The following is a 21,841-nucleotide window of genomic DNA, read 5'->3' as shown; positions in this document are numbered from 1 at the left end:
CCGGTGCGGTCACCGGCCGAGCGCGTGACGTGGGCCCGTCTTCGGGTGGCGAGGTCGACGTCCAAGCCCGACTGGCCCGCACCCCTCGATTGCGCGAGCCACGCGCACTCGTCGCTGACCGGCCCTCACGGTCGTTGCCGAGACCGTGGGGGCCGATCGCGGATCGGCCGCCGAGGGGTCACTCACCCAACACTCCGACGCGTCCACGCCGGCCGTGGAGTTCCGCGCCGCGCCGGTCACGTTCGCCGGCGAGGCCGGCGCCCGGGAGCAGTCTGCTCAGCGGCGGTCGGCGAAGAGCGCGCGGTAGTCGGATCCGTCGCGGAACCAGGCCAGCCCGGCGGGGCCGGCGGCGTAGAGCGCGGTGGCGTAGGCGTCGGCGACGGCCAGGTCCGGCCCGATGACGGTGGCGGCGACCAGGTGGTCGGCCGGCTCGCCGGTGTGCGGGTCCACGACATGTCCCTGTCGCCCGGTCACGCCGGACGTGCCGACCGCACCGGCGGTCATCTCCAGCACCAGCGGGGCCCGCCGCCGGTCGGTGGGGTGGTGCACCGCCACCCGCCAGGGACCGCCGTGCGGCGCGTGACCGCGTACGACGAGGTCGGCGCCCGCGAGCACGGCGTAGTCGTGGACGCCCGCGGCGCGCAACCGGGCCGCCGCCCGCTCCACCGCCCACCCGCCGAGCAGTCCGCCCGGGTCGAAGCCGCCGGGCACCGCCCACGCGTCGAACCAGCCGTCGGTGGCGGCCCGCATCGCGGCGCAGCGGTCCACCAGGTCGGCCAGCGGTGGGTACGACTCCGGGCTGATCTCGCCCCGGCGCAGCCGGGACACGAGGCTCTCCGGCCGGGTGGGGCCGTAGGTCAGGTCGATCGCGCGCAGCTCCGCCACGGCGTCGCGCAGCGCCTCGCCGACGCCCCGGCGGCCGAGCCACTCCGGCGCGTTCAGCAGCAGCGTGTACTCGGCGGTGGCGGTGCGGACCGTGTGCTGGACGGCGATGCGGTCGTCGGCCGCCGCGCAGACCCCGTCGACGCGGTGGTGGAGGGCGCCGAGGCGCAGATCCGGACGCGGGTGGGGCTGGAAGACCGACGGGTCGACCCAGCGGGTCCGTGGCTGCTCGTCGATCCGCACAACTACCATGCCTCCTCGGCCGACGGCTCCGCCCCGTCGCGGCGCCGGTCGCGAGCCCCCGTGACCCGCTGGTCATCAGGCTAGGCAGCGGAGATGACCACCCCATGAATGTCACCTGGAAGCCTCCTGTGCATCCCGGTTTCCCAGATTATGGAAGATTCGTACCGGGAGTCGGGACGGCGGCGTACCGTCGGTTGAACGGTGGAGCAAAGGAGCGCAGCGTGGCACGGATCGCGGTGGTGGCCGGGGACGGCATCGGCCCTGAGGTGGTCGCGCAGGCCCGCAAGGTCGTCGACGCGGTGCTTCCCGGCGTGGCGGCCACCGAGTACGACCTCGGTGCCGCCCGTTACCACCGCACCGGCGAGGTGCTGCCCGACTCGGTGCTCGACGAGCTGGCCGGGCACGACGCCATCCTGCTGGGTGCCGTCGGCGACCCGACCGTCCCGCCCGGTGTGCTGGAACGCGGTCTGCTGCTCAAGCTGCGCTTCGCCTTCGACCAGTACGTGAACCTGCGCCCGTCGCGGCTCTGGCCCGGCACGGCCGGCCCGCTCGGCGGCGTCAAGCCCGGCGAGGTCGACCTGGTCGTGGTCCGCGAGGGCACCGAGGGCCTGTACGCGGGCGCCGGTGGCAGCCTGCACCGGGGTACCCCCGCGGAGATCGCCACCGAGGAGAGCCTCAACACCCGGCACGGAGTGGAGCGGGTGATCCGGGACGCGTTCGCCCGCGCCCGCCGGCGCGAGCGGCGCAAGGTGACCCTCGTGCACAAGACCAACGTGCTCACCCACGCGGGATCGCTGTGGGCGCGGACCTTCGAGACGGTCGCCGCCGAGCACCCCGACGTGGCGACGGAGTACCAGCACGTCGACGCCGCCGCGATGTTCCTGGTGACCCAGCCCCAGCGGTACGACGTGGTGGTCACCGACAACCTGTTCGGTGACATCCTCACCGACATCGCCGCCGCGGTCACCGGTGGCATCGGGCTCGCGGCCAGCGGCAGCATCAACCCCGAGGGCGCGTACCCGTCGATGTTCGAGCCGGTGCACGGCTCCGCGCCGGACATCGCCGCGCGGGGCGTGGCCGACCCGGTGGCGGCGGTGCTCTCCGCCGCTCTCCTGCTCGACCAGCTCGGCCACGCCGAGGAGGCGGCCCGGATCACCGCCGCCGTCGGCGCGGAGCTGGCCGCGCGGACGCCCGGCGTACCGGTACGCACCGACGAGGTTGGCGACCGGCTGGCCGCGTACGCGACCGCCTGAACCCGTCCGGTCGCCGCTCGGCGACCGCGATCCACGGGCCCCGACCCGGCGCCCGTGGCCACCGACCCGGCCCGACCCCGTCACCAGGGGCGGCGCCACGTCGGCCCGTCCGGCGGCGCCCACGCGGCCCGGCGGCGCTACCCGCTGAACGACCGTTCGGGGTAAGTTTCTCGCACCAGATTTCTCGGCATGCGGACCCGTGTGCCGTCCGTCCCCCAGGGAGGTCAGCGCGATGAGCGGTGGTGACAAGCTCGACTTCGAGATCCGTCCGAATCCCGCGCCGGTATCCGCCGCCGACCGGGCCGCACTGCTGGCCAACCCCGGCTTCGGGCGGGTCTTCACCGACCACATGGTGACCATCCGCTACGCCGACGGCAAGGGCTGGTACGACGCCCGGGTGGAGGCGCGGGCGCCGATCCCGATGGACCCGGCCGCCGCCGTCCTGCACTACGCGCAGGAGATCTTCGAGGGGATGAAGGCGTACCGGAGCGGCGACGGCGGGGTGACGATGTTCCGCCCGTACGCCAACGCGGCCCGGTTCGCCGCGTCCGCCCGGCGGATGGCGATGCCCACGCTGCCCGAGGAGACGTTCGTCGACTCGCTGCACCGGCTCATCGAGGTCGACCGCGAGTGGATCCCGGAGGGCGAGGACGGCAGCCTCTACCTGCGACCGTTCATGTTCGCCAGCGAGGTGTTCCTCGGTGTCCGCCCCGCCAACGAGTACCTGTACGCGGTCATCGCCTCCCCGGTCGGGGCGTACTTCTCGGGTGGGGTCCGGCCGGTGACGGTCTGGGTCTCGCCGGACTACACGCGGGCGGCACCGGGCGGCACCGGCGCCGCGAAGTGCGGCGGCAACTACGCCGCCTCGCTGGTCGCGCAGGCGGAGGCGATCGAGCACGGCTGTGACCAGGTCGTCTTCCTGGACGCGGTGGAGCGCCGGTTCGTCGACGAGCTGGGCGGCATGAACATCTTCTTCGTCTACGACGACGGCACGCTGGTCACTCCGCCGCTGACCGGCACGATCCTGCCCGGCATCACCCGCGAGTCGGTGCTCGCCCTGGCCGCCGGCGCGGGGCACCGGGTGGAGGAGCAGCCGGTCACGTTCGCGGACTGGCAGGCCGACGCGGCCAGCGGCCGGCTGCGCGAGGTGTTCGCCTGCGGCACCGCCGCCGTGATCACCCCGATCGGCACGGTCCGCTTCCCGGACGGCGAGTTCCTCATCGGCGGCGGGGAGCCGGGCCGGGTGACGATGGCCCTGCGCCAGCAGCTGGTCGACATCCAGCGCGGCAACGCCCCGGACCCGCACGACTGGGTCCACCGCGTGTTCTGAAAGGAAGGGCCCCTTCCTAACGTCGGGGCCTCGGCGGCTACTCCAGCAGGTGGTTGCGGAGGGTGTCGAGCTGCGCGTCGGTGACGCCCGCGTGCCGCAGGTACCCCTCGACCGAGCCGTACCCCTCGCGGAGCTCGGCGAGGAACAGCAGCATCGCCTCCTCGGGGCAGGTGAGCGGCGGCAGCCCCGGCCGCACTTGCTGCCCGGTCGACCTGAACCAGGCCATGAACTTCTCGCCGGCCTCGGTGCTCAGGGCGTAGTCCGCCGCGATGTCGGCGTCGGCGACGCCGAGCACGGCGAGCGTGAGGCCGCAGACGATGCCGGTGCGGTCCTTGCCGGCCACACAGTGCACCAGCACCGGCGCGTTGACGTCGTCGGCGATCAGCCCGACGGCCTCGCCCAGCCCGGCGGTGCCGGTCTGCGCCAGGTCCGCGTACCGGTCGGCGAGGTAGCGGGCCAGGTCGGCTCCGGGCCGGTACGGGTTGTCGCTCCACTCGGCGTGTTCGGGGTGGATGTGCCGCCAGGTCAGGCCGTCCAGGTCGGGGATCCGGCCGTCGCGCTCCACCTCGTACGGGCGGCGCAGGTCGAGCACCGTCCGTACCCCGAGGGCGGCCAACGCCTCCCGGTCGGCGTCGTCGAGCCGGTGCGGTGAGTCGGACCGGAAGAGCCGGCCCCGGCGGACGGCGCGGCCGTCGTGGCCGACCGCCCCGCCGATGTCGCGGAAGTTGAAGAGGGTGGAGAAACGGGTGACCTCGATTGCGTCCACCCCGACACGGTAACGGCCGGCGGGGCGGAGCCCCACCGGCCGTCGAACAGGATCACCGTCACCTGGCGGTACCCGGCGGGATGGCCGAGTACGTGTCGCCGTAGTAACCACCGAGCTTGTCCCGGTATGCCGGGTCGGTGTCGGCGGTCTCGTCGAACTCGGGCGCGGCCTTGATCTGGTCCTTGCTCCGGTCGACGTAGACCTTCCGCTCGTCGTGGTCGACGTGGTTGACGGTGCCGGCAGGGATCATGACCTTCTTGCCGAAGATCCACGGGCCGGTGTCGACAACGAGGTAGCTGGAGTTGACCTCGTGGCTGGACCGGTCCACCTTACCGATGCTGCCGTCACTCGCCTCGACCTTGTAGTCCACCAGGTCGGCGCCGATCAAACCGGCGTCGTCCCGGTAGCTCCAGGGGTCGAAGGTGCCGCCGGGCGTGCCGCCCGGGAAGGCGCCCTGACCGCCGGTCACGAGCGGGTCCGGCGTCCCGTGGGTCGTTCGAGGGTCGAGCCGCTCCATGGCGTTCCATCTCCTCTACTCGACTGATCGGGGGTTGGTGCCTGTCAGCCCCATGTCCTACCCGGTGTCGAGATCGGCACACCCCGGGCCGCGAACGAAAAGGGCCGGCCGGTGTGCACCGGCCGGCCCTTCGCGGCTGACTCAGGCGAGCGCGGCCTCGGCGTCGAGGGTGACCGCGGCGGCGTGCACGACCGCGGCGATGCGCAGGCCCTCGTGCACCTGCTCACGGCTGAAGCCGGCGGCGCGCAGGGTCTTCTCGTGCGACTCGAGGCAGACACCGCAGCCGGTGATCGCGGAGACGGCGAGGCACCACAGCTCGAAGTCGGCCTTCTCCACGCCCGGCCGCGCGATGATCTGCATCCGCAACCGCGCCGGGATCGACTGGTACTGCTCGTCGCCGATCAGGTGCTTGGCCCGGTAGTAGACGTTGTTCATCGCCATGATCGCGGCGGCGCCCTTGGCCGCCTCGACCGCATCCGGCCCCAGGTGAGCGGCGGCCTCCTCGGCGACCTCCTTCAGCACCACCGCGTTGCGCGCCGCGACGGCGCAGGCCAGGGCGGTGCCCCAGGCCTGTTCCGGCTTGAGCGTGGAGGTGCCGATGGTCGAGCCCAGGTTTAGCTTGATGTCCTTGGCGTACTCGGGAAGAGCCGCCTTCACCGCGTCCAGACCCATGGTCAGGCCCCGGCGCCGGCGAGGAGCGCGGTGGCGTCGAGAGTCTCGCCGCCCTTGTTCCAGTTGCACGGGCACAGCTCGTCCGTCTGGAGCGCGTCGAGCACCCGCAGCACCTCGGAGACGTTCCGGCCGACCGAGCCGGCGGTCACCATGGCGAACTGGATCTCGTTGTCGGGGTCGACGATGAAGGTCGCCCGCTGCGCCACGCCGTCCTCGCCGAGGACGCCGCACGCGGCGGTCAGCTCACGCTTGATGTCGCTCAGCATCGGGAAGGGTAGGTCCCGCAGGTCCGGGTGGTCCTTGCGCCACGCGTAGTGGACGAACTCGTTGTCGACCGACACACCGAGGACCTGGGCGTCCCGGTCGGCGAACTCGCCGTTGAGGCGGCCGAACTCGGCGATCTCGGTCGGGCAGATGAACGTGAAGTCCTTCGGCCAGAAGAACACGACGCGCCACTTGCCCTCGTAGGACTTGTGGTTGATCGTCTCGAACGCCTTGTCGGCGTCGAGCGACACGCAGGCGGTGAGTTCGTACTCGGGGAAGTGGTCACCGACAGTGAGCACGGGTCCTCCTTGACAGCGGTACGGGGCCGGCAACTGGATCGGTTCCAGATACTTCCCCCACCGGTGTTCACGCCTGGTGGCGGCCGGGTGACTTGTGAAGCTGATCACCAACGCCGGATTTCCGCCGGCTCGCCGACATCGACAGGGTATGACGACCCTCCGTCACCGTCCCGGAATGTGGATTGCGCTCCCAAAACCAGCACCGGGGTGGCACAGTAACGATCGTGACCAGCACCGTCCTGATTATTGGCACCTAGCGCGCCGGCCTCCCCTCCGCCGAGCGCGCAGACCTCCCGCATCCGCGGGGGGTCTTTTTGTTGCTTGAGAAAGGATCCCGATGACGTTCCAGGTCTACGACACGACCTTGCGCGACGGCGCCCAGCGCGAGGGGCTCAGCTACTCGGTGGTGGACAAGCTCGCGGTGGCCCGGCTGCTCGACGAGTTCGGGGTCGGCTTCATCGAGGGCGGATGGCCGGGCGCCGTGCCCAAGGACACGGAGTTCTTCCGCCGGGCGCGTACCGAACTCGACCTGAGGCACGCGGTGCTGGTCGCGTTCGGCGCCACCCGCCGGGCCGGGGTGCCCGTAGCCGAGGACCCGCAGGTACGCGGCCTGCTGGACGCGGAGACCCCGGCGATCGCCCTGGTCGCCAAGGCCGACCTGCGGCACGTGGAGCGGGCGCTGCGGACCACCGCCAAGGAGAACCTGGCGATGATCCACGACACGGTGGCGCACCTGGTGGCCGAGGGGCGGCGGGTGTTCGTCGACGGCGAGCACTTCTTCGACGGCTACCGGCACGACCCGGCGTACACGGCGGGGGTCGTCGAGGCCGCGCTCGCCGCGGGCGCCGAGCGCTTCGTCCTCTGCGACACCAACGGCGGCATGCTGCCCTCCCACGTCACGGCCGCCATCGCCGACCTCACCGACCGGATCGGCGTCGCTCCCGACCTGCTCGGCATCCACTGCCAGAACGACACCGCCTGCGCGGTGGCCAACACCATCGCCGCGGTGGAGGCGGGCGTACGGCACGTCCAGGGCACCGCCAACGGGTACGGCGAGCGCCCCGGCAACGCCGACATCTTCGCCGTCGTGGCGAACCTCCAGCTCAAGCTCGGGCTGCCGGTCCTACCGGAGGGCTGCCTCGAGCAGATGGTGCGGGTCTCCCACGCCATCGCCGAGATCGCCAACATCGCCCCCGACACCCACCAGGCATACGTCGGGGCCGCCGCCTTCGCCCACAAGGCGGGGCTGCACGCGAGCGCGATCAAGGTGGATCCGCTGCTCTACAACCACGTGGACCCACAGGTGGTGGGCAACGACATGCGGATCCTCGTCACCGAGATGGCCGGCCGGGCCAGTGTCGAGCTCAAGAGCCGAGAGCTGGGCCTGGACCTGGCCGGCCATCCGGAGACCCTGACCCGGGTCACCAACCGGGTGAAGGAACTGGAGGCCGGCGGCTGGTCCTTCGAGGCCGCCGACGCCTCGTTCGAGCTGCTGGTCCGCTCCGAGCTGCCGGACGCGGCGCCCGCGCGGCCGTTCGCGCTGGAGTCGTACCGGGTGCTGGTCGAGCACCGCGAGGACGGCGCGGTCGTCTCCGAGGCGACGGTCAAGATCCGCGTACGCGGGGAGCGCGTGATCGCCACCGCGGAGGGGAACGGCCCGGTCAACGCGCTCGACGAGGCGCTGCGCGTCGGCCTGGCGAAGCACTACCCGGAACTGCGCGACTTCGAGCTCGCCGACTACAAGGTGCGGATCCTGGAGGGCAGCCACGGCACCGGCGCGGTGACCCGGGTGCTGGTGGAGACCTCCGACGGCGCCGGCCGTGACTGGACCACCGTCGGGGTGCACCCGAACGTGGTGGAGGCCAGCTGGCACGCCCTCGTCGACGCCCTCACGTACGGGCTGGACCGGGCGCGGGTGTGAGGCGTTAGGAAGGGACCCTTTTACTACACCAGGCGTTAATAGGGGGCCCTTCCTTACACCGAGGTCGGGAGGCGGAGGACGGCGAGCACTGCGCGGTGGTCGCTGCCGCGGACCGGGTGCACGGAGACGGCGCGGACGGCGATCCGCCGGTCCACCAGCACGTGGTCGATGGTGACCGGCGGGATGGGATCGCCGTCGTACGGCCCCCACGTCCCGGTGAGCCCGGCGCCGGCCGCGTCGGCCGCGTCCACGTACCCGGTGTCGAGCAGGGCGCGCAGCGGGCCGTGGTCGAGCGTCGCGTTGAAGTCGCCGGCGAGGATGCTCAGCGACCCGTCCGGGGTCGCCGGTGGCTGAGCTGCGAGATCCGTGCGCCAGTGGCCGACCTGGTCGAGCGCGTAGGGCGCGGCGGGATGCGCCGACTCCACCCGGACCGGCGGCGCGCCCGGCACGGCGACCGTCGCGTACGCCTGGTCGAAGCCCCAGCCGCCGCGGTTGTGCCGGACGCCGCCCGCGCTGACAGGGAAGCGTGCGTACAGCCCGGAGCCGAGCGTGCCCTCCGCCGGGTGCAGTTCCCGGTGCGGTAGCAGGGTGTCCAGGCCCAGCCGGTCCAGCTCCGCACCGATCTCCGGGGTGAACTCCTGCGCGGCGAGCACGTCGACCGAGTGCCGGCGGACCAGGTCGACGAGCACCCGTGCGTCGGCGGTGCCGGCCAGCAGGTTCGCGGTCAGCAGCCGGATGGCCGGCCCGCCGGCGTCCGGCGGGGCCGAGTCGATTGCCCGCGGCGCCACCACGGCGACCAGCGCCACCGTCGTCAGCGCCGCGACCATCGCGGGCCACCGGCGCCGCAGGGCGACCGTCAGCACCAGGGGGAGCAGGCTGCCCGCCGCGACGTACGGCGTGAACGCCAGCAACTGGACGAGCGGTCCCCGGTCCAGGCCGAGCAGGCGGACCACCGCCCACCCGACACCCGGCACGACGGCCGCCCAGCAGACCAGCGTGGCGGCGCGCCCGCCGCCGTCCCCGTCCGTTCCGCGCACGGCAGCAGACTAGGGTGTCACCGCCGGGGGCGCGGACCCGGACCGCGAACGCAGCGTTTTCATGAATGGGCGGGCGTTCGCTTTTCGCATTTATGGAATGGGTTGCCAGGCGTGATCGACTATTGACGCCCGGCTTTTTGTGGTGTTAGTTTCCACCTGGTTGCGGCGTCACGTCTTTCAGTGGTTGCCGCAGGTCAGAGTCCATATGGTCGGTGTGAAGCCGCCATTCGCGGTGCGCTCGGTGATCAATGATTCCCGGCGAATGGTGCTCATTTTCCGCACCGGCGAAATCGTCAGGCAAACCGTCCCGTCATCCCGGGTCGGCCGGATCATCACGGTCACAAAAAGGGAGTCCTGTCATGACCTCGATCCTCAGACGCAAGGCCGCGACGGTCGCGTTCGTCGTCCTGGCCCTCACCCTCGCCGGCGGCGGGATTGCCGTCGCGAAGCCGGGCACGCAACCTCCCGCCGAGGCCGCGCAGTCGCTGCGCCAGCCGCGGGCGAACGCCCAGCCCCCGGTGACCGGGGTGGAGCGGGCGGCGGCCAGGGCCGCCCTCGCCAGGGGTGAGGCGGGCACGCTCGCGATCGGCACCCTGTACGGAGCGGTGGTCGAGCAGAACCCGGTGACCGGGGTGTGGCAGGTCACCCGCGCCTCCCACCCGGGCATCACGGTCACCCAGGTCGGCGTCGGCTGGTTCTCGGTGAACTTCCCGGTCAACGTCGCCACCGCCATCCACACCGCGACCATCGGCACGACGAGGAGTCTCTACGTCCCGCCGAGCGGGGAGATCGCTTCGGCGCCCCGGCGGGACCTGGCCAACTCGATCTTCGTGGCCACCCGCACCTCGGCCGGCGGCAACAAGAGCCTGCCGTTCCACCTGGTCGTCCACCCGGTGGTCTGATTCCTCGACGGACCGGCTCCCGGCGTCGCTTGAAGCCGGGAGCCGGTCGCTCGAAGCCGGGAGCCGCTTCCCTCTCCGGCCGGCTGGGCGGCTTGTCCCGCTCCGGCCATGGTTCGACCGGTAAGTGCCTGGTAGCGGCGGTAATTCCGACGTTTGTCCGACGGCCGGCACGGGAAGCAAGCACCGTGACGGACATCTCGGACACCCTGGCCAGCATGCCCAACGCGGTCGATCCCGACGCGACCGGCGCCGAGCTGCAGCAGACCCTCGCCGAGGTCAGACGCGTGATCGTCGGGCAGGACCGGCTTGTCGAGCGCCTGCTCACCGCCCTCCTGGCCGACGGTCACTGCCTCCTGGAGGGGGTGCCCGGCGTCGCGAAGACGCTCGCGGCGCAGACCCTCGCCACGGTCGTCGGGGGCGGTTTCTCCCGTATCCAGTTCACCCCCGACCTGGTCCCGTCGGACATCGTCGGCACGCGCATCTACCGGGCCTCGCGGGAGACCTTCGACATCGAGCTGGGCCCGATCATGGCGAACCTGGTGCTCGCCGACGAGATCAACCGGGCTCCGGCGAAGGTGCAGTCCGCGCTGCTGGAGGCGATGGCCGAGCGGCAGGTCTCGATCGGCGGGCGGAGCTGGGAGGTCCCCGAGCCGTTCCTGGTGCTGGCCACCCAGAACCCGATCGAGTCCGAGGGCGTCTACCAGCTGCCCGAGGCACAGCGTGACCGGTTCCTGATGAAGATCGTCGTCGACTACCCGAGCGACGACGAGGAACTCGCGATCCTCTACCGGATGAGCGTCGACCGGCCCACGCCCCGCCGGGTGCTGGACCCGCAGCGGCTGCTCGACCTCCAGGCCCGGGCGGCCCGCATCTTCGTGCACCACGCCCTCGCCGAGTACGTGGTCCGGCTCGTCCTCGCCACCCGCGACCCCGGCCGGTTCGGGCTGCCCGAGATCGCGCCGCTGCTCGCGTACGGGGCGAGCCCCCGCGCCACGCTCGGCCTGGTCGCCGCGGCACGGGCGCAGGCGCTGCTGCACGGCCGGGAGTACGTGCTGCCCGAGGACATCCGCGATCTTGCGGTGGACGTGCTCGCCCACCGGCTGGTGCTCTCCTTCGACGCGGTCGCCGACGGGGTGTCCGCCGAGTCGGTGGTCCGGCGGCTGGTCGATGCCGTACCACCGCCCCGCGTCGCCACCGAGCACCCGGAACAGGCCGCGGACCTGGCGGCCGCCTGATGAGGTGGCGGGGCAGGACGGCGGCGACCCTGCCGCCGGACCCCGGCGTGGCCGACCTCGCCGGGGACGCGCGGCTGCGCCGGCTGGAGCTGACCGTGACCCGGCGGCTGGAGGGACTGCTGCACGGGGAGCACCAGGGGCTGCTGCCGGGGCCGGGCAGCGAGCCCGCCGGCAGCCGGGAGTACCGCCCCGGGGAGGACGAGGTCCGGCGGATGGACTGGGCGGTGACCGCCCGCACGGCGGTGCCGCACGTGCGCGAGGTCGACGCGGACCGGGAACTCACCACGTGGCTGCTGGTCGACGCCAGCCCCAGCATGGAGTACGGCACGGCGGAGCTGGACAAGCGGGAACTCGCCGTGGCCGCCGTCGCCGCGGTCGGCTTCCTCACCGCCGGGGTCGGCAACCGCCTCGGCGCGCAGGTGCTCACGCCGACCGGGCTGCGCCGCTTCCCGCCCGGCACCGGGCGTACCCACCTGTTCGGGCTGCTCCGGACGCTGCTGGCCGCGCCGCGTACCGGTGGCTACGACGAGGACGCCGCCCCGCTCGCGCCGCCCGACCTGGTCGAGGCGCTGGACGCCGTGCACCGGGTGGCCACCCGGCGCGGGCTCGTGGTGGTCGTCTCGGACTTCCTCGACGGTCTGCCCGACGACCCGACACAGGCGGCGCCCTGGGAGCGGACCCTGCGCCGGCTGGCCGTCCGCCACCAGGTGCTCGCCGTCGAGGTGACCGACCCGCGGGAGTGGGACCTGCCGGACGTCGGCCTGGTCACCCTGATGGACCCGGAGAGCGGCCGGCGGCGGGACGTCTGGACCGGGGATCCGGCCCTGCGGGAGCGGTACGCGGCCGCTGCGGCCGCCCAGCGCGACCAGGTACGCGAGGCGCTGCGGCGCAGCGGCGCGGCGCACCTGCCGCTGCGGACCGACCGGGACTGGGCGGCGGACGTCGTGCGCCACGTGCACCGGCAACGCCGGCTGGCCGCCGCACCCGCCACGACGATCCGGGGAGGTGCCGCGTGATCTGGCTGTCGCCGATCCGCCTGTGGCTGCTGCTCGGCGTGCTCGCGCTGGTCGTCGGCTACATCCTGGTGCAGCGCCGCCGCAGCCGGTACGCCGTGCGCTTCACCAACCTGCGGCTGCTCGACCGGATCGCCCCGCAGCGTCCGGCGTGGCGCCGGCACGTCCCCGCCGGGCTCTTCCTCGCCATGCTCGCGCTGCTGGTGGTCGGCTTCGCCCGGCCCACCGCCGAGGTGCGGGTGCCCCGGGAGCGGGCGACCGTCATGGTGGCGGTGGACGTCTCCACCTCGATGCTCGCCGACGACGTGGAGCCGGACCGGCTCAGCGCCGCCCGGGAAGCGGCCCGGTCCTTCGTCGACGGCCTTCCCGACGAGTTCAACGTCGGTCTGGTGGCGTTCGCCGGCAGCGCCGCCATGCTGGTGCCGCCGAGCACCGACCGGGAGGCCCTGCACGAGGGGATCGGCCGGCTGGTCGAGGGCGCGACCGGCGTGCAGGGGACCGCGATCGGGGAGGCGATCAACACCTCGCTCGGGGCGGTGCGGAGCTTCGACGCCCAGGCGGCGAAGAACCCGCCGCCGGCCCGGATCGTCGTGCTGTCGGACGGTGCCAACACGGCCGGCATGGACCCGATGGAGGCCGCGGCCGACGCGGTGGCCATGAAGGTCCCGGTCTACACCATCGTGTTCGGCACCCCGAACGGCTTCGTCGACCGGTTCGGCCGGCCGATCCCCGTGCCGGTCGACGGGCAGACCCTGAGCGCCGTCGCCGACGAGACCGGCGGCCGGTTCCACGAGGCCGGCAGCGCCGAGGAGCTGAAGGCGGTCTACGAGGACATCGGCAGTTCGGTGGGCTACCGCACCGAGCGGCAGGACGTCTCGGCCCGGTTCATCGGCCTCGGACTGGTTTTCGCCATGGGCGCGGCGGCGGGCTCGATGCGCTGGTTCTCCCGCCTGCCCTGACCCGACCGGAGCCGGTCACGGTGCGGCCGATCGACACGTGAGGAGCGTACGCATGGCAGTGCAGACCGGGCTGGGCGAGCCGCGCGGCCCCTGGTTCGTCTCGCCGGAGCTGGACCCCGACGGGCGGTCCCGCTGGGACGTACCCGGATCGGACCGGGCCGGGGCGGGACGGCGCTGGCACGGGCGGCTGCTGGCCGGCCTGGCGGTGGTCGCCCTCTCCAGCGCCTCCGGCGCGGCGGCCGGTGGGCTGGTCGCGAGCCGGGAGGGCGCACCGGGCCCGGCGGCGGCCTCGGCCGCCCCGGTGCCGGCGGAACTGGTGACGGCGGCCGAGAAGACCGTCCCGGGGGTGGTGTCGGTGCTGGTGGGCGGTGCGGGCGGCGCCTCGGCGACCGGCTCCGGTTTCGCCGTGGACGACCAGCAGCACATCATCACCAACGACCACATCCTGGCGAAGGGCCGGAACGGCTCGGTGACCGTGGAGCTGCCGGACGGGCGGCGGTTCGCCGCGGAGGTGGTCGGCCGGGAGCCCCGCAGCGACCTCGCGGTGCTGCGGGTCCCGCCGTCGGCCGGCCTGTCCGCGCTGCCGCTGGCGAAACCGGGGTCGACCCGGGTGGGGGAGCCGGTCCTCGCCGTCGGCTCGCCGCTCGGCCTGGCCGGTACGGTCACGGCCGGCATCGTGAGCGCCCTGGACCGGCAGGTACGCCTCGGCGACAACCGGCACACCGCCGTCCAGACGGACGCGTCGATCAACCCGGGCAACTCCGGCGGTCCACTGGTGAACGCGCGCGGCGAGGTGGTCGGTGTGAACACCGCGATCGCCACGATCGACGGGAACGGGTCGATCGGCATCGGCTTCGCCATCCCGATCGAGCAGGTCCAGCAGACGGCCGACACCATCATCGGCAAGGGTGGCTGAGTTACGGTGAGTGACTGACCGATTACGCGTGGAATAGGGGATGTGTCGGATTTCAGCACGCATCCATCAAGCCATGGAAATATCACGCTGAGTATGAATACTGACGGGGGTGGAGCGTCCTCTCATCGCGGTCCTCCTCCTGGTGGGCCTGATCATCGGAACCGGTGTGGGGTCGGCGTACGCCCGGGCGCGACGCGGGTGGACCGACTACCAGACCGTGAAAAAGTCGGTGCCCGGCGCCCGGCGCACCGCGTGGCTGCTCATCCGGGTGGTCACCACCAAGGTCGGCGTGATCGCCCTGCTGCTGGTCGGTGCCGTCGCGTACGCGGCGGTCGGCTCCGACGGCGAACCCGAGCGTGCCGACCCGAGCCCCTCCGCCACCACCGCTCCCCGCTGACCGGCGCGGGCCGCGCGTGCGGGGGACCGCGCGTACCGCACCGGCCGCGGCGTTAGCCTCGGGGCATGGACGGAGGGCTGCGGGTGAACGACCGGTGGGTCGTGCCCGACGCCGAGCTGCGGGAGCGCTTCTCCCGGTCCTCCGGCCCGGGCGGCCAGGGCGTCAACACGACCGACTCGCGGGTCGAGCTCAGCTTCGACCTGGGCACCTCCCCGGGCATCCCGGACGCCCTCCGCGCGCGGGCCCTCGACCGTCTCGCCGGCCGGCTCGTCGACGGGGTGCTCACCGTGACCGCCAGCGAGCACCGGGCCCAGCTCGCCAACCGGGAGGCCGCCCGGGACCGGATGGCGGCGCTGCTGCGCGAGGCGATCGCGCCGCCGCCGAAGGCGCGGCGCCAGACGCGACCCTCCCGCGCGGCCAAGGAGCGCCGCCTGGCCGAGAAGAAGCGGCAGTCCCAGCGCAAGCGCGACCGTCGCGTCGACGGCGACTGACCAGGGCCTCACCGCTGCCCGGCCGCCCCGGCCGATCCGGGGGAGGGCGCCGGACGCCGCAGGTCCGCACCCCGGGTCACCTCCACGACGACCAGCAGCAGCCCGGCACCGACCAGCGCGCTCAACGTCACCAGCGGGGACAACCCGGCGGTCACCACCGCCAGCGCCGCCACGACGAGAGCGGTGACCACCCGGCGCGGCCGCAGGTCGCCGGTGACCCGCCACCAGAACGCCTCGTCCGCGACCAGGAACAGCAGGACTCCGCCGTACAACGCGACGTGCGCCACCGGGTACAGCGGGGGACTGGCCACGAAGAACGCCTGGGTGCCGAGCACCATCATGACCTTGCGCAGCCCGAGGGAGACGAGCACGATCCCGGCGATCATCGGCAGGTGCAGGTAGAGGTACGCGTCCCGGGCCAGGGCGCCCCGCGCTGCTCCGTGCCGCTCCGCCAGCGTCCGCTCGGCGATCTCGGCGTCGCACCCGAAGTAGAGCCACCACAGGACGCCCAGCAACGCGGTGCCGAGCACGGCGGCCACGACGATGCGGTTGGAGACGGGGGAGTAGAAGACGGCGGCACCGATCGCGATCACCGCCTCGCCCAGGCCGATGATGATGATGAGGCTGAACCGGTCCGCCCAGTGCCGGGCGGACATGATCCGCCACCGGTGGGGGCGGATGATCAGCGGCCCCATGATGTCGATTCCGATCGCCGCCACCCACAGCGTCACACGGAGCGGCGAGAGCTGCCGGATGTCGCCGACCGGGTGCGGCGCGAGGGCCGCCACCACCAGCAGGGCCAACGCGAGCAGCGTCGGTGCCGCCATGCGACCGACGTTGCCCCGGCGAACCCGCTCGCCCCGACTGTGCGACGTCAACCACAGCGCCGCGAGGGCCAGCAGCCTGATCACCGCGTAGCAGGTCACGAACACCACCGGTCCCGACAGGCCGCCCGCGGCGTCCGCGAGGGCCTGCGGCACGGCAATGCTGATCACCGCCGTCACCGCGACCACCGTCACGATCGCGGCCCGCACCGCCGCCGTCTCCGCACGGACCGACGTGGCGAGCCAGACGTAGGTAGACCACGCCGACCAGAGCACCGCCAGCACCAGCAGGCCACGGAGCAGACCGGACCAGGTGGGATCATCCGACATCAGGGCGGACACCTGAAGGAAGGCGAACACGAAGACCAGATCGAGGAAGAGCTCCTTCGGGGTGACACCGGTGCCCTCCTCGCTCGGCGTACCGATGTGGGCGTGCAGTTCCCGGTGCTTGTGCCGGAACACGGTGGCGTCGGAGATCGCCATGACGCCCACCCCGACGGTCAGCAGGACGAGCTGCGGCAGTACCGGCAGGCCGACCGCCACCGGCAGCAGCGCGAGGGTCAACACGATGCCGAGCAGGGGCGAGCGCCCGAACAGGCGCAGGGTCCGGACCTCGAAGGCGAAGAGGCCGACCAGGTAGAGCACGACGCCGCCGTAGAGCACCATCGGCCCGAGGGCGTCCGGCTCCGACGGGATGCGCAGCTGGGCCAGAGCGTGCTTGAGCGCCAGGGACACCAGGATCAACCCGGCCATCATCGGCAGGTGCAGATAGCTGTACGCGTCCCGGGCGAGTCTGGTCCGCCGGGCACCGGAAACCTGCCCCAGCGCCTGCTCAGCGGCGAAACGGGCGATGTCGAAGTAGGTCCACCAGAGCGTCCCGATCAGCACCACGCTGAGCAGCACACCGGCGATCACCGGCCAGGTCACCGGTTGGGCCACCGCAGCGCCCTGGCTCAACCCCACCGAGATGATGGTCTCGCCGAAACCGATCAGGATGATCAGGCTGTGCCGCTCCGCCCAGTACGGGATGGACCGTAGCCGCCACGCCCCGGTCCCGGCGGCGTACACCCCCGCGTACTCGATGACGATGGCGAGCACGACGAGACCGAACCGGGTCCAGTCCCGTAGCAGCCGGTCGTCGGTGAGCGCCGGGAGCAGGGCGGACGCGAGGACGAGCAGCATCCCGGCGATGGCTGGCGGCCACACCCGGCGGAACTGCCGGCGCAGCTCGGGCCGGTGGCGCAGCGCCAACGCGGCGACCAGCAACGGCCCGCCCCGGGCGACGACGTACCCCACCGCGAAGACCAGCGGTCCCGGCAGCCCGCCGGGCCGGTCGACGAACGCCTCCCGAACGGTCAGCGCCATCACGAACAGCGTCGCGGCCAACCCGAAGGTCACCGCCGGCAGCACGCCCCGGTTGAGCCGGACCACGTTGCCCAGCCACGCGTAGTGGACCCAGCACCACCACAACAGCACCAGCAGCAACATGCCGCGGGGCACCCCGGCGACGTTGAACTGCTCGGCGGTCACCCCGGTGACGTTGAGGAACGCGTAGACGAAGACCAGGTCCAGGAAGAACTCCAGGCGGGTCACGCCCTCCGCCCGGCCCGCCAGATGGATGCGGCCGAAGTACGCGACGGTCCCGGCGTGCCTCACCCGACCACTGTGTCAAGCGCGGCGGCTCGCCCGGCCCGGTTCGGACTACTCGGGCAGGGCGTCGAGCAGGCGGGCGCGCAGCGCCGCGGCCCGCTCGGCGAAGCCGCGCTGCGCGGTCACGTACTCCGCCCGCCCCTCCGCGGTCTCCACCCGCACCGGCGGGTACCCGAGCGCGGCCAGATCGTACGGACTGGCCCGCATGTCGAGGGTGCGGATCTCCCTCGCCAGGTCGAAAGCGTCCGCCACGAGTTCGCTCGGCACCAGCGGGGACAGCTTGTACGCCCACTTGTAGAGATCCATATTGGCGTGCAGGCAGCCGGGCTGCTCCAGTGCGTGCTGGCTCTCCCGGGTCGGGGTGAGCACGTTGAGCGGCCGGGCCGGGGCGGTGAAGAAGCGGTACGCGTCGAAGTGACTGCACCGTACGCCCCGCTCGTCGACGACCGCCGCGGTGCGCTCCGGGCTCAGCCGCAGCGGCCAGGCGTTGTGCCGCACCTCCGCCTGCGTCTGCCGGTAGACCATCGCCCACTCGTGCATGCCGAAGCAGCCGAACTGCGCGGACCGCCCGGCCGTGGCGCTGAGCAGCGCCCGGATCCAGGCGACCGACTCGGCGCGCCGGGCGCGTACCCCCTCGGTGTCGAGCGTCACCCCGGCGGCGCCGGCGCGGTAGTCCCGCCCGAGGTCGGCGGCGTCCGCGTCGCGCAGCACCACCCCGGCGCCCGGATGCCAGCGGCGCAGCTGGGCGGGGCGGTACGAGTAGTAGGTGAAGAGGAAGTCCTCCACCGGATGCTTCTCGCCGCGCCGCCGGCGGGCCAGGTGCGGCGTCAGCCAGGCGTCGACCCGCTCCTCGTGCGCCCGGTGCCGCGCCCGCCAGACCGCCGCGTCGAGTACGGCGGTCGGGGCGAGGGCGGCGGTCACGCACCCAGGGTACGACCGCCGCCCGCGCCGCCGGTCAGGGCACGTCCACCCGCACCCCGGCGGAGAAGACGCCGCTGCGCAGCTCCAACTGGGTCGGCGGCTCCCGGCCGTTCACCGTGAACACCAGCGGGAGCACCATGCGGCTGCCGGCCGCCATCGGCCGGGCGAACACGTCGCGCCCCAGGTTCGCCCGGCGCGTCGCCTGCTCGTCCGTGCTGACGAAGTTGCCGTCGGCGAGGTACGCGCGCTGGAGGCGGCCGTGCCAACTCTGCTGCTCAGGTGTGAGATTGCGGACGCCGACCGTGGCCGCGCACTGCCGCGCGCCCCGGCCCGGCTCGCAGGCGACGCGGTAGACGGTGAACTCGAACGCCGCCTCGCGCAGCGGCTCGCCGACCGCGCCGGACACCCCGGTACCGACCCAGGCGCCACTGGTGGGGCGGCTGTCGGTGTCGACCGCGGCGGCCTGCCGGGTCGCCGTCCAGGTCGCCGTGCCGAGGGTGCCGGCCAGCATCACCGCGGCCACCGGCACGATCAGCCACGTCGACGGCTTGCGCCGCAGCGGCGGGGCGCTGGGCGTCGCCGGCCGCGGGTAGACCGTGCCCCGCGCGTGGTCGGCGAGGGCAGCGGCCTGCGGACGGCGCCGGCGCCGCCACGTCCAGAGACCGCCCAGGGCGACGACGGCGAGACCGCCGAGGCCGGCCACCAGCGTCGCGGGCTGCCGCCACACCGGCGGGTCGGCCTTCGTGACCGTCGTGGTCTGGGAAGCCACGCCCTGCCAGGTGGCGGTCGCGCAGTCGTACGGGCGGTAGCCGTCGGTGGCGAAGGCGCAGGCCGGCGCGGTCAACGGTCGGCCCGGGGCGGCGGTGATCGCGGTGCCCAGGGTCGTGGTGCTCCGGGCGGGAAGCCGCAGGTTCCAGGTCACCTCGGTCACGTCCTGCCCGCCGTTGCGGGTGGCCCGACCACCGCTGGTGATCGAGGTCGGCGACGTACCGGGGGGCAGTTCCTGGCGGACGGTGGTGGCGACCGGCCGGCTGCCGTCGTTGCGGACCTGGATGCGGTAGCGCGGCGCGGGCGTGCCCTCCGGCGCGACCCGCACCGTGACCGGCGGCTTCGGCGGTGGGAGAGCCGCCCGGGTCGGGATGGGCACGGCCGGCGGGGCCGACGGCCGGCCCGGTTCCACGCTCGCACCCGGCTGGTCGGTCGGCGCGGCGGCCGGTCGCGGCGCGGCCACCGGTGCGACGGCCAGCGGCGGCCGCGCCACCGGGTGCGCCGGCACCGGCCGCGCGCTGGCCCGGTGCGCGGTGGCCTCCGGCGCGGTGGCCTGGCGCGTGGTGGCACCCGGTGCGGCGGCCGGCTGGGTGACGGCCGGCTGGGTGGCGGCCGGCCGCGTTGTGCCGGCCGGGTCGGGTGCCGCCACCGGCAGTGCCGGTACGGCGGCGAGGATGCCGAGGCAGTGGACGATCACTGCGAGGGTCCTGTGGTGTCGTGTCGATGCAGGCATACGAACGAACCTCCGGAGCCGACGCTAGGGGCGGGCTCACGCCGTGCGGGTACGAAGTCGGGAAGTCCGCCCCGACGGCCCGCCGATCCCGTAGGGTGCCCGCCCGGCGCGGGCGGTGACCTGCCCGGCGGCCGTGGCCGACGCCTTCGATGAACGCGTGGGCCCCGGCGCCGCTCAGGGCCGTGCCGGGGCTCGGCGCAGCCGTCCGTGCCGGGCGCGTGACCCGGCGGCCCCGCAGTCGCCTGTGCCGGGGCGCGTGGCCAGCGGTTCCCGCCGCGGTCGCCCGGACTAGATTGGCCTGGTGCGTATCGCTCGTTTCGCTCATGCCAACGGAATGTCGTTCGGGGTCGTCGAGGGGGAGCCGGAGGCGGGCCCGCAGGGCCTGACCGTCGCCGAGATCGACGGGCACCCGTTCGGGCGGATCAACTTCACCGGCGGGCGGTGGGCCCTGTCCGACGTACGGCTGCTGTCGCCGATCCTGCCGAGCAAGGTGGTCTGCGTCGGCCGCAACTACGCCGAACACGCCGCCGAGCACGGCAGCGAGGTCCCCAGGGAGCCGCTGCTGTTCCTCAAGCCGTCCACCTCGGTGATCGGGCCGCGGGACGCGATCCGGCTGCCGATCTTCTCCAAGCAGGTCGAGCACGAGGCCGAGCTGGCGGTCGTGATCGGCGCCCCCGGCGCCCGCCGCGCCGACCGGGCCGCCGCCGAACGGGCCGTCTTCGGCTACACCTGCGCCAACGACGTGACCGCGCGGGACCTGCAGCGCGCGGACGGCCAGTGGACCCGGGCCAAGGGCTTCGACTCGTTCTGCCCCATCGGCCCCTGGATCACCACCGGGCTCGACGTCACCGACCTGGAGATCCGGTGTGAGGTGGGTCGCAACCCGGACGAGATGGAGGTCCGCCAGCTCGGCCGCACCCGGGACATGGTGTTCGACGTGCCGGCCCTGGTGTCGTACGTCTCGCACGTGATGACGCTGCTCCCGGGCGACGTCATCCTGACCGGTACGCCGGCCGGGGTTAGCCCGCTCGCGGACGGGGATACGGTGACCGTGCGGATCGAGGGGATCGGTGAGCTGAGCAACCCGGTGGTACCCGTCACGTGATCCGCCCTGAGGCCCGTTTCCGCAGCTCGCGGGCGGTTTGTGGGGCTCGATTTGGCCTGTCGGCAGCGGGAGGGTAAAGTTTGATCCCGGCGCCGCAAGGGGCCAATGGGGTATGGGGTAATTGGCAGCCCGACTGATTCTGGTTCAGTTAGTCTAGGTTCGAGTCCTGGTACCCCAGCGCAGTCGCGATTCGCGAGAATCGCGGTCGCTGGATTCTGGCGGAGGTCCGACCTCTGATAGAGTTCGGCTTCCTGCCCGCGAGGGTGGGAGCAGCAGGTTCTGGCCCCGTCGTCTAGCGGCCCAGGACGCCGCCCTCTCAAGGCGGTAGCGCCGGTTCGAATCCGGTCGGGGCTACAGAAGCGGTGACAGCCCGTCCCACATGTGGGGCGGGCTTAGTCGTTCTCCGGCACCGATGCGCCTCCGGGTCGCCGCCCACCCGTCGGTGGCGGGCCCGCCGGCCGGCGCTGGTGTCCGGAGACGTCCCGGGCCGGCGCCCCTCGGGCGTGACGGCCGGCAGCGCGCGGACGCCCCCGCCGTCGGCCCGATGACCGGTGCCGCTAGACTACTTCCGCGCCGCCCGACCGGGCGGTGAAGCAGGAAAACTCCTGGCCCCGTCGTCTAGCGGCCCAGGACGCCGCCCTCTCAAGGCGGTAGCGCCGGTTCGAATCCGGTCGGGGCTACAGATCAAAGGGCCCGCCTCGCACCCGCGAGGCGGGCCCTCCCACACATACCCCCCGCCGCGG

At 73.1% G+C, this 21,841-nt stretch carries 21 protein-coding genes and 3 tRNA genes; 14 read left to right on the top strand and 10 right to left on the bottom strand.

All coding sequences use genetic code 11. From position 1 onward, the window contains the following. Positions 1 to 276: 276 nt before the first annotated feature. Positions 277 to 1,134 (bottom strand): FAD:protein FMN transferase, encoded by an 858-nt coding sequence (locus tag AB0873_RS04050; RefSeq protein WP_366598316.1) that lies wholly within the window; start codon positions 1,132 to 1,134, stop codon positions 277 to 279. A gap of 212 nt (positions 1,135 to 1,346) precedes the next feature. Between AB0873_RS04050 and AB0873_RS04045 the strand changes: the two genes are divergently transcribed. Continuing rightward, positions 1,347 to 2,378: a 3-isopropylmalate dehydrogenase gene (locus AB0873_RS04045; RefSeq protein ID WP_366598315.1), complete on the top strand. Its 1,032-nt coding sequence runs from the start codon at positions 1,347 to 1,349 to the stop codon at positions 2,376 to 2,378. Positions 2,379 to 2,610: 232 nt separating this feature from the next. Continuing rightward, a complete protein-coding gene (locus AB0873_RS04040; RefSeq protein ID WP_366598314.1) occupies positions 2,611 to 3,708 on the top strand; it encodes a branched-chain amino acid aminotransferase in 1,098 nt (365 codons plus the stop codon). A 37-nt stretch (positions 3,709 to 3,745) separates the two neighbouring features. On the opposite strand, the gene AB0873_RS04035 is transcribed toward AB0873_RS04040, so the two are convergent. The 4 genes from AB0873_RS04035 to AB0873_RS04020 all read right to left on the bottom strand — a co-directional run bounded on the left by AB0873_RS04035 (position 3,746) and on the right by AB0873_RS04020 (position 6,226). Continuing rightward, positions 3,746 to 4,474 carry a tyrosine-protein phosphatase gene (locus tag AB0873_RS04035; protein WP_366598313.1) on the bottom strand — a complete coding sequence of 243 codons (729 nt, stop codon included), beginning with the start codon at positions 4,472 to 4,474 and terminating at the stop codon, positions 3,746 to 3,748. A gap of 58 nt (positions 4,475 to 4,532) precedes the next feature. Then, complete coding sequence (locus AB0873_RS04030) at positions 4,533 to 4,991, bottom strand: PRC-barrel domain-containing protein (protein ID WP_155333684.1); 459 nt, start codon at positions 4,989 to 4,991, stop codon at positions 4,533 to 4,535. A 141-nt stretch (positions 4,992 to 5,132) separates the two neighbouring features. Next, complete coding sequence (locus AB0873_RS04025) at positions 5,133 to 5,663, bottom strand: carboxymuconolactone decarboxylase family protein (protein ID WP_155333683.1); 531 nt, start codon at positions 5,661 to 5,663, stop codon at positions 5,133 to 5,135. A gap of 2 nt (positions 5,664 to 5,665) precedes the next feature. Next, positions 5,666 to 6,226, bottom strand: a complete 561-nt coding sequence (locus AB0873_RS04020) for a peroxiredoxin (protein ID WP_155333682.1) — start codon at positions 6,224 to 6,226, stop codon at positions 5,666 to 5,668. Positions 6,227 to 6,563: 337 nt separating this feature from the next. On the opposite strand from AB0873_RS04020, the gene cimA reads away from it, so the two are divergent. Then, positions 6,564 to 8,147, top strand: a complete 1,584-nt coding sequence (gene cimA / locus AB0873_RS04015) for a citramalate synthase (RefSeq protein ID WP_366598312.1) — start codon at positions 6,564 to 6,566, stop codon at positions 8,145 to 8,147. A 53-nt stretch (positions 8,148 to 8,200) separates the two neighbouring features. Here the strand turns inward: cimA and AB0873_RS04010 are convergent, their stop codons facing one another. Both AB0873_RS04010 and AB0873_RS04005 read right to left on the bottom strand, forming a co-directional pair. Continuing rightward, on the bottom strand, positions 8,201 to 9,142 hold the full coding sequence (locus tag AB0873_RS04010) for an endonuclease/exonuclease/phosphatase family protein (protein WP_366598561.1): 942 nt from the start codon (positions 9,140 to 9,142) through the stop codon (positions 8,201 to 8,203). Between the two features lie 219 nt (positions 9,143 to 9,361). Further along, entirely contained in the window at positions 9,362 to 9,526 is a 165-nt protein-coding gene (locus AB0873_RS04005) for a hypothetical protein (RefSeq protein WP_155333680.1), read from the bottom strand. A gap of 17 nt (positions 9,527 to 9,543) precedes the next feature. Between AB0873_RS04005 and AB0873_RS04000 the strand changes: the two genes are divergently transcribed. From AB0873_RS04000 to arfB, 7 genes are all read left to right on the top strand, one after another. Further along, positions 9,544 to 10,086 (top strand): hypothetical protein, encoded by a 543-nt coding sequence (locus AB0873_RS04000; RefSeq protein ID WP_366598311.1) that lies wholly within the window; start codon positions 9,544 to 9,546, stop codon positions 10,084 to 10,086. 185 nt (positions 10,087 to 10,271) lie between these two features. Beyond that, complete coding sequence (locus AB0873_RS03995; RefSeq protein WP_366598310.1) at positions 10,272 to 11,321, top strand: MoxR family ATPase; 1,050 nt, start codon at positions 10,272 to 10,274, stop codon at positions 11,319 to 11,321. Positions 11,322 to 11,350: 29 nt separating this feature from the next. Next, positions 11,351 to 12,337: a DUF58 domain-containing protein gene (locus AB0873_RS03990; protein WP_366598560.1), complete on the top strand. Its 987-nt coding sequence runs from the start codon at positions 11,351 to 11,353 to the stop codon at positions 12,335 to 12,337. Continuing rightward, positions 12,334 to 13,293 carry a VWA domain-containing protein gene (locus AB0873_RS03985; RefSeq protein ID WP_366598308.1) on the top strand — a complete coding sequence of 320 codons (960 nt, stop codon included), beginning with the start codon at positions 12,334 to 12,336 and terminating at the stop codon, positions 13,291 to 13,293. The genes AB0873_RS03990 and AB0873_RS03985 overlap by 4 nt, the downstream gene beginning before the upstream one ends. Positions 13,294 to 13,345: 52 nt before the next feature. Beyond that, positions 13,346 to 14,209 carry a trypsin-like peptidase domain-containing protein gene (locus tag AB0873_RS03980; RefSeq protein ID WP_155333675.1) on the top strand — a complete coding sequence of 288 codons (864 nt, stop codon included), beginning with the start codon at positions 13,346 to 13,348 and terminating at the stop codon, positions 14,207 to 14,209. Between the two features lie 109 nt (positions 14,210 to 14,318). Next, positions 14,319 to 14,606, top strand: a complete 288-nt coding sequence (locus tag AB0873_RS03975; RefSeq protein WP_155333674.1) for a hypothetical protein — start codon at positions 14,319 to 14,321, stop codon at positions 14,604 to 14,606. A gap of 65 nt (positions 14,607 to 14,671) precedes the next feature. Then, positions 14,672 to 15,097: an alternative ribosome rescue aminoacyl-tRNA hydrolase ArfB gene (gene arfB / locus AB0873_RS03970; RefSeq protein WP_155333673.1), complete on the top strand. Its 426-nt coding sequence runs from the start codon at positions 14,672 to 14,674 to the stop codon at positions 15,095 to 15,097. Positions 15,098 to 15,105: 8 nt separating this feature from the next. On the opposite strand, the gene AB0873_RS03965 is transcribed toward arfB, so the two are convergent. The 3 genes from AB0873_RS03965 to AB0873_RS03955 are packed head-to-tail and all read right to left on the bottom strand — an operon-like array spanning position 15,106 to position 19,957. Beyond that, positions 15,106 to 17,577 carry a low temperature requirement protein A gene (locus AB0873_RS03965; protein WP_366598307.1) on the bottom strand — a complete coding sequence of 824 codons (2,472 nt, stop codon included), beginning with the start codon at positions 17,575 to 17,577 and terminating at the stop codon, positions 15,106 to 15,108. A gap of 45 nt (positions 17,578 to 17,622) precedes the next feature. Beyond that, a complete protein-coding gene (locus AB0873_RS03960) occupies positions 17,623 to 18,492 on the bottom strand; it encodes a 3-methyladenine DNA glycosylase (protein ID WP_366598306.1) in 870 nt (289 codons plus the stop codon). A gap of 34 nt (positions 18,493 to 18,526) precedes the next feature. After that, positions 18,527 to 19,957, bottom strand: coding sequence for a hypothetical protein (locus tag AB0873_RS03955; RefSeq protein ID WP_366598305.1), 1,431 nt, complete (start codon positions 19,955 to 19,957; stop codon positions 18,527 to 18,529). Between the two features lie 337 nt (positions 19,958 to 20,294). On the opposite strand from AB0873_RS03955, the gene AB0873_RS03950 reads away from it, so the two are divergent. From AB0873_RS03950 to AB0873_RS03935, 4 genes are all read left to right on the top strand, one after another. Beyond that, positions 20,295 to 21,098: a fumarylacetoacetate hydrolase family protein gene (locus AB0873_RS03950; RefSeq protein WP_366598304.1), complete on the top strand. Its 804-nt coding sequence runs from the start codon at positions 20,295 to 20,297 to the stop codon at positions 21,096 to 21,098. A gap of 106 nt (positions 21,099 to 21,204) precedes the next feature. Further along, a tRNA-Gln gene (locus AB0873_RS03945) sits at positions 21,205 to 21,276 on the top strand. A gap of 103 nt (positions 21,277 to 21,379) precedes the next feature. Then, a tRNA-Glu gene (locus AB0873_RS03940) sits at positions 21,380 to 21,452 on the top strand. A 253-nt stretch (positions 21,453 to 21,705) separates the two neighbouring features. Then, positions 21,706 to 21,778: transfer RNA gene (locus AB0873_RS03935), tRNA-Glu, on the top strand. Positions 21,779 to 21,841 lie beyond the last annotated feature (63 nt).

Origin of the sequence: Micromonospora sp. NPDC047707 (assembly GCF_040704235.1) — a bacterium.
Classification (GTDB): domain Bacteria; phylum Actinomycetota; class Actinomycetes; order Mycobacteriales; family Micromonosporaceae; genus Micromonospora.
The sequence above is the reverse complement of the archived record's forward strand: the minus strand, read 5'-3'. Positions and strand labels throughout refer to the sequence as shown.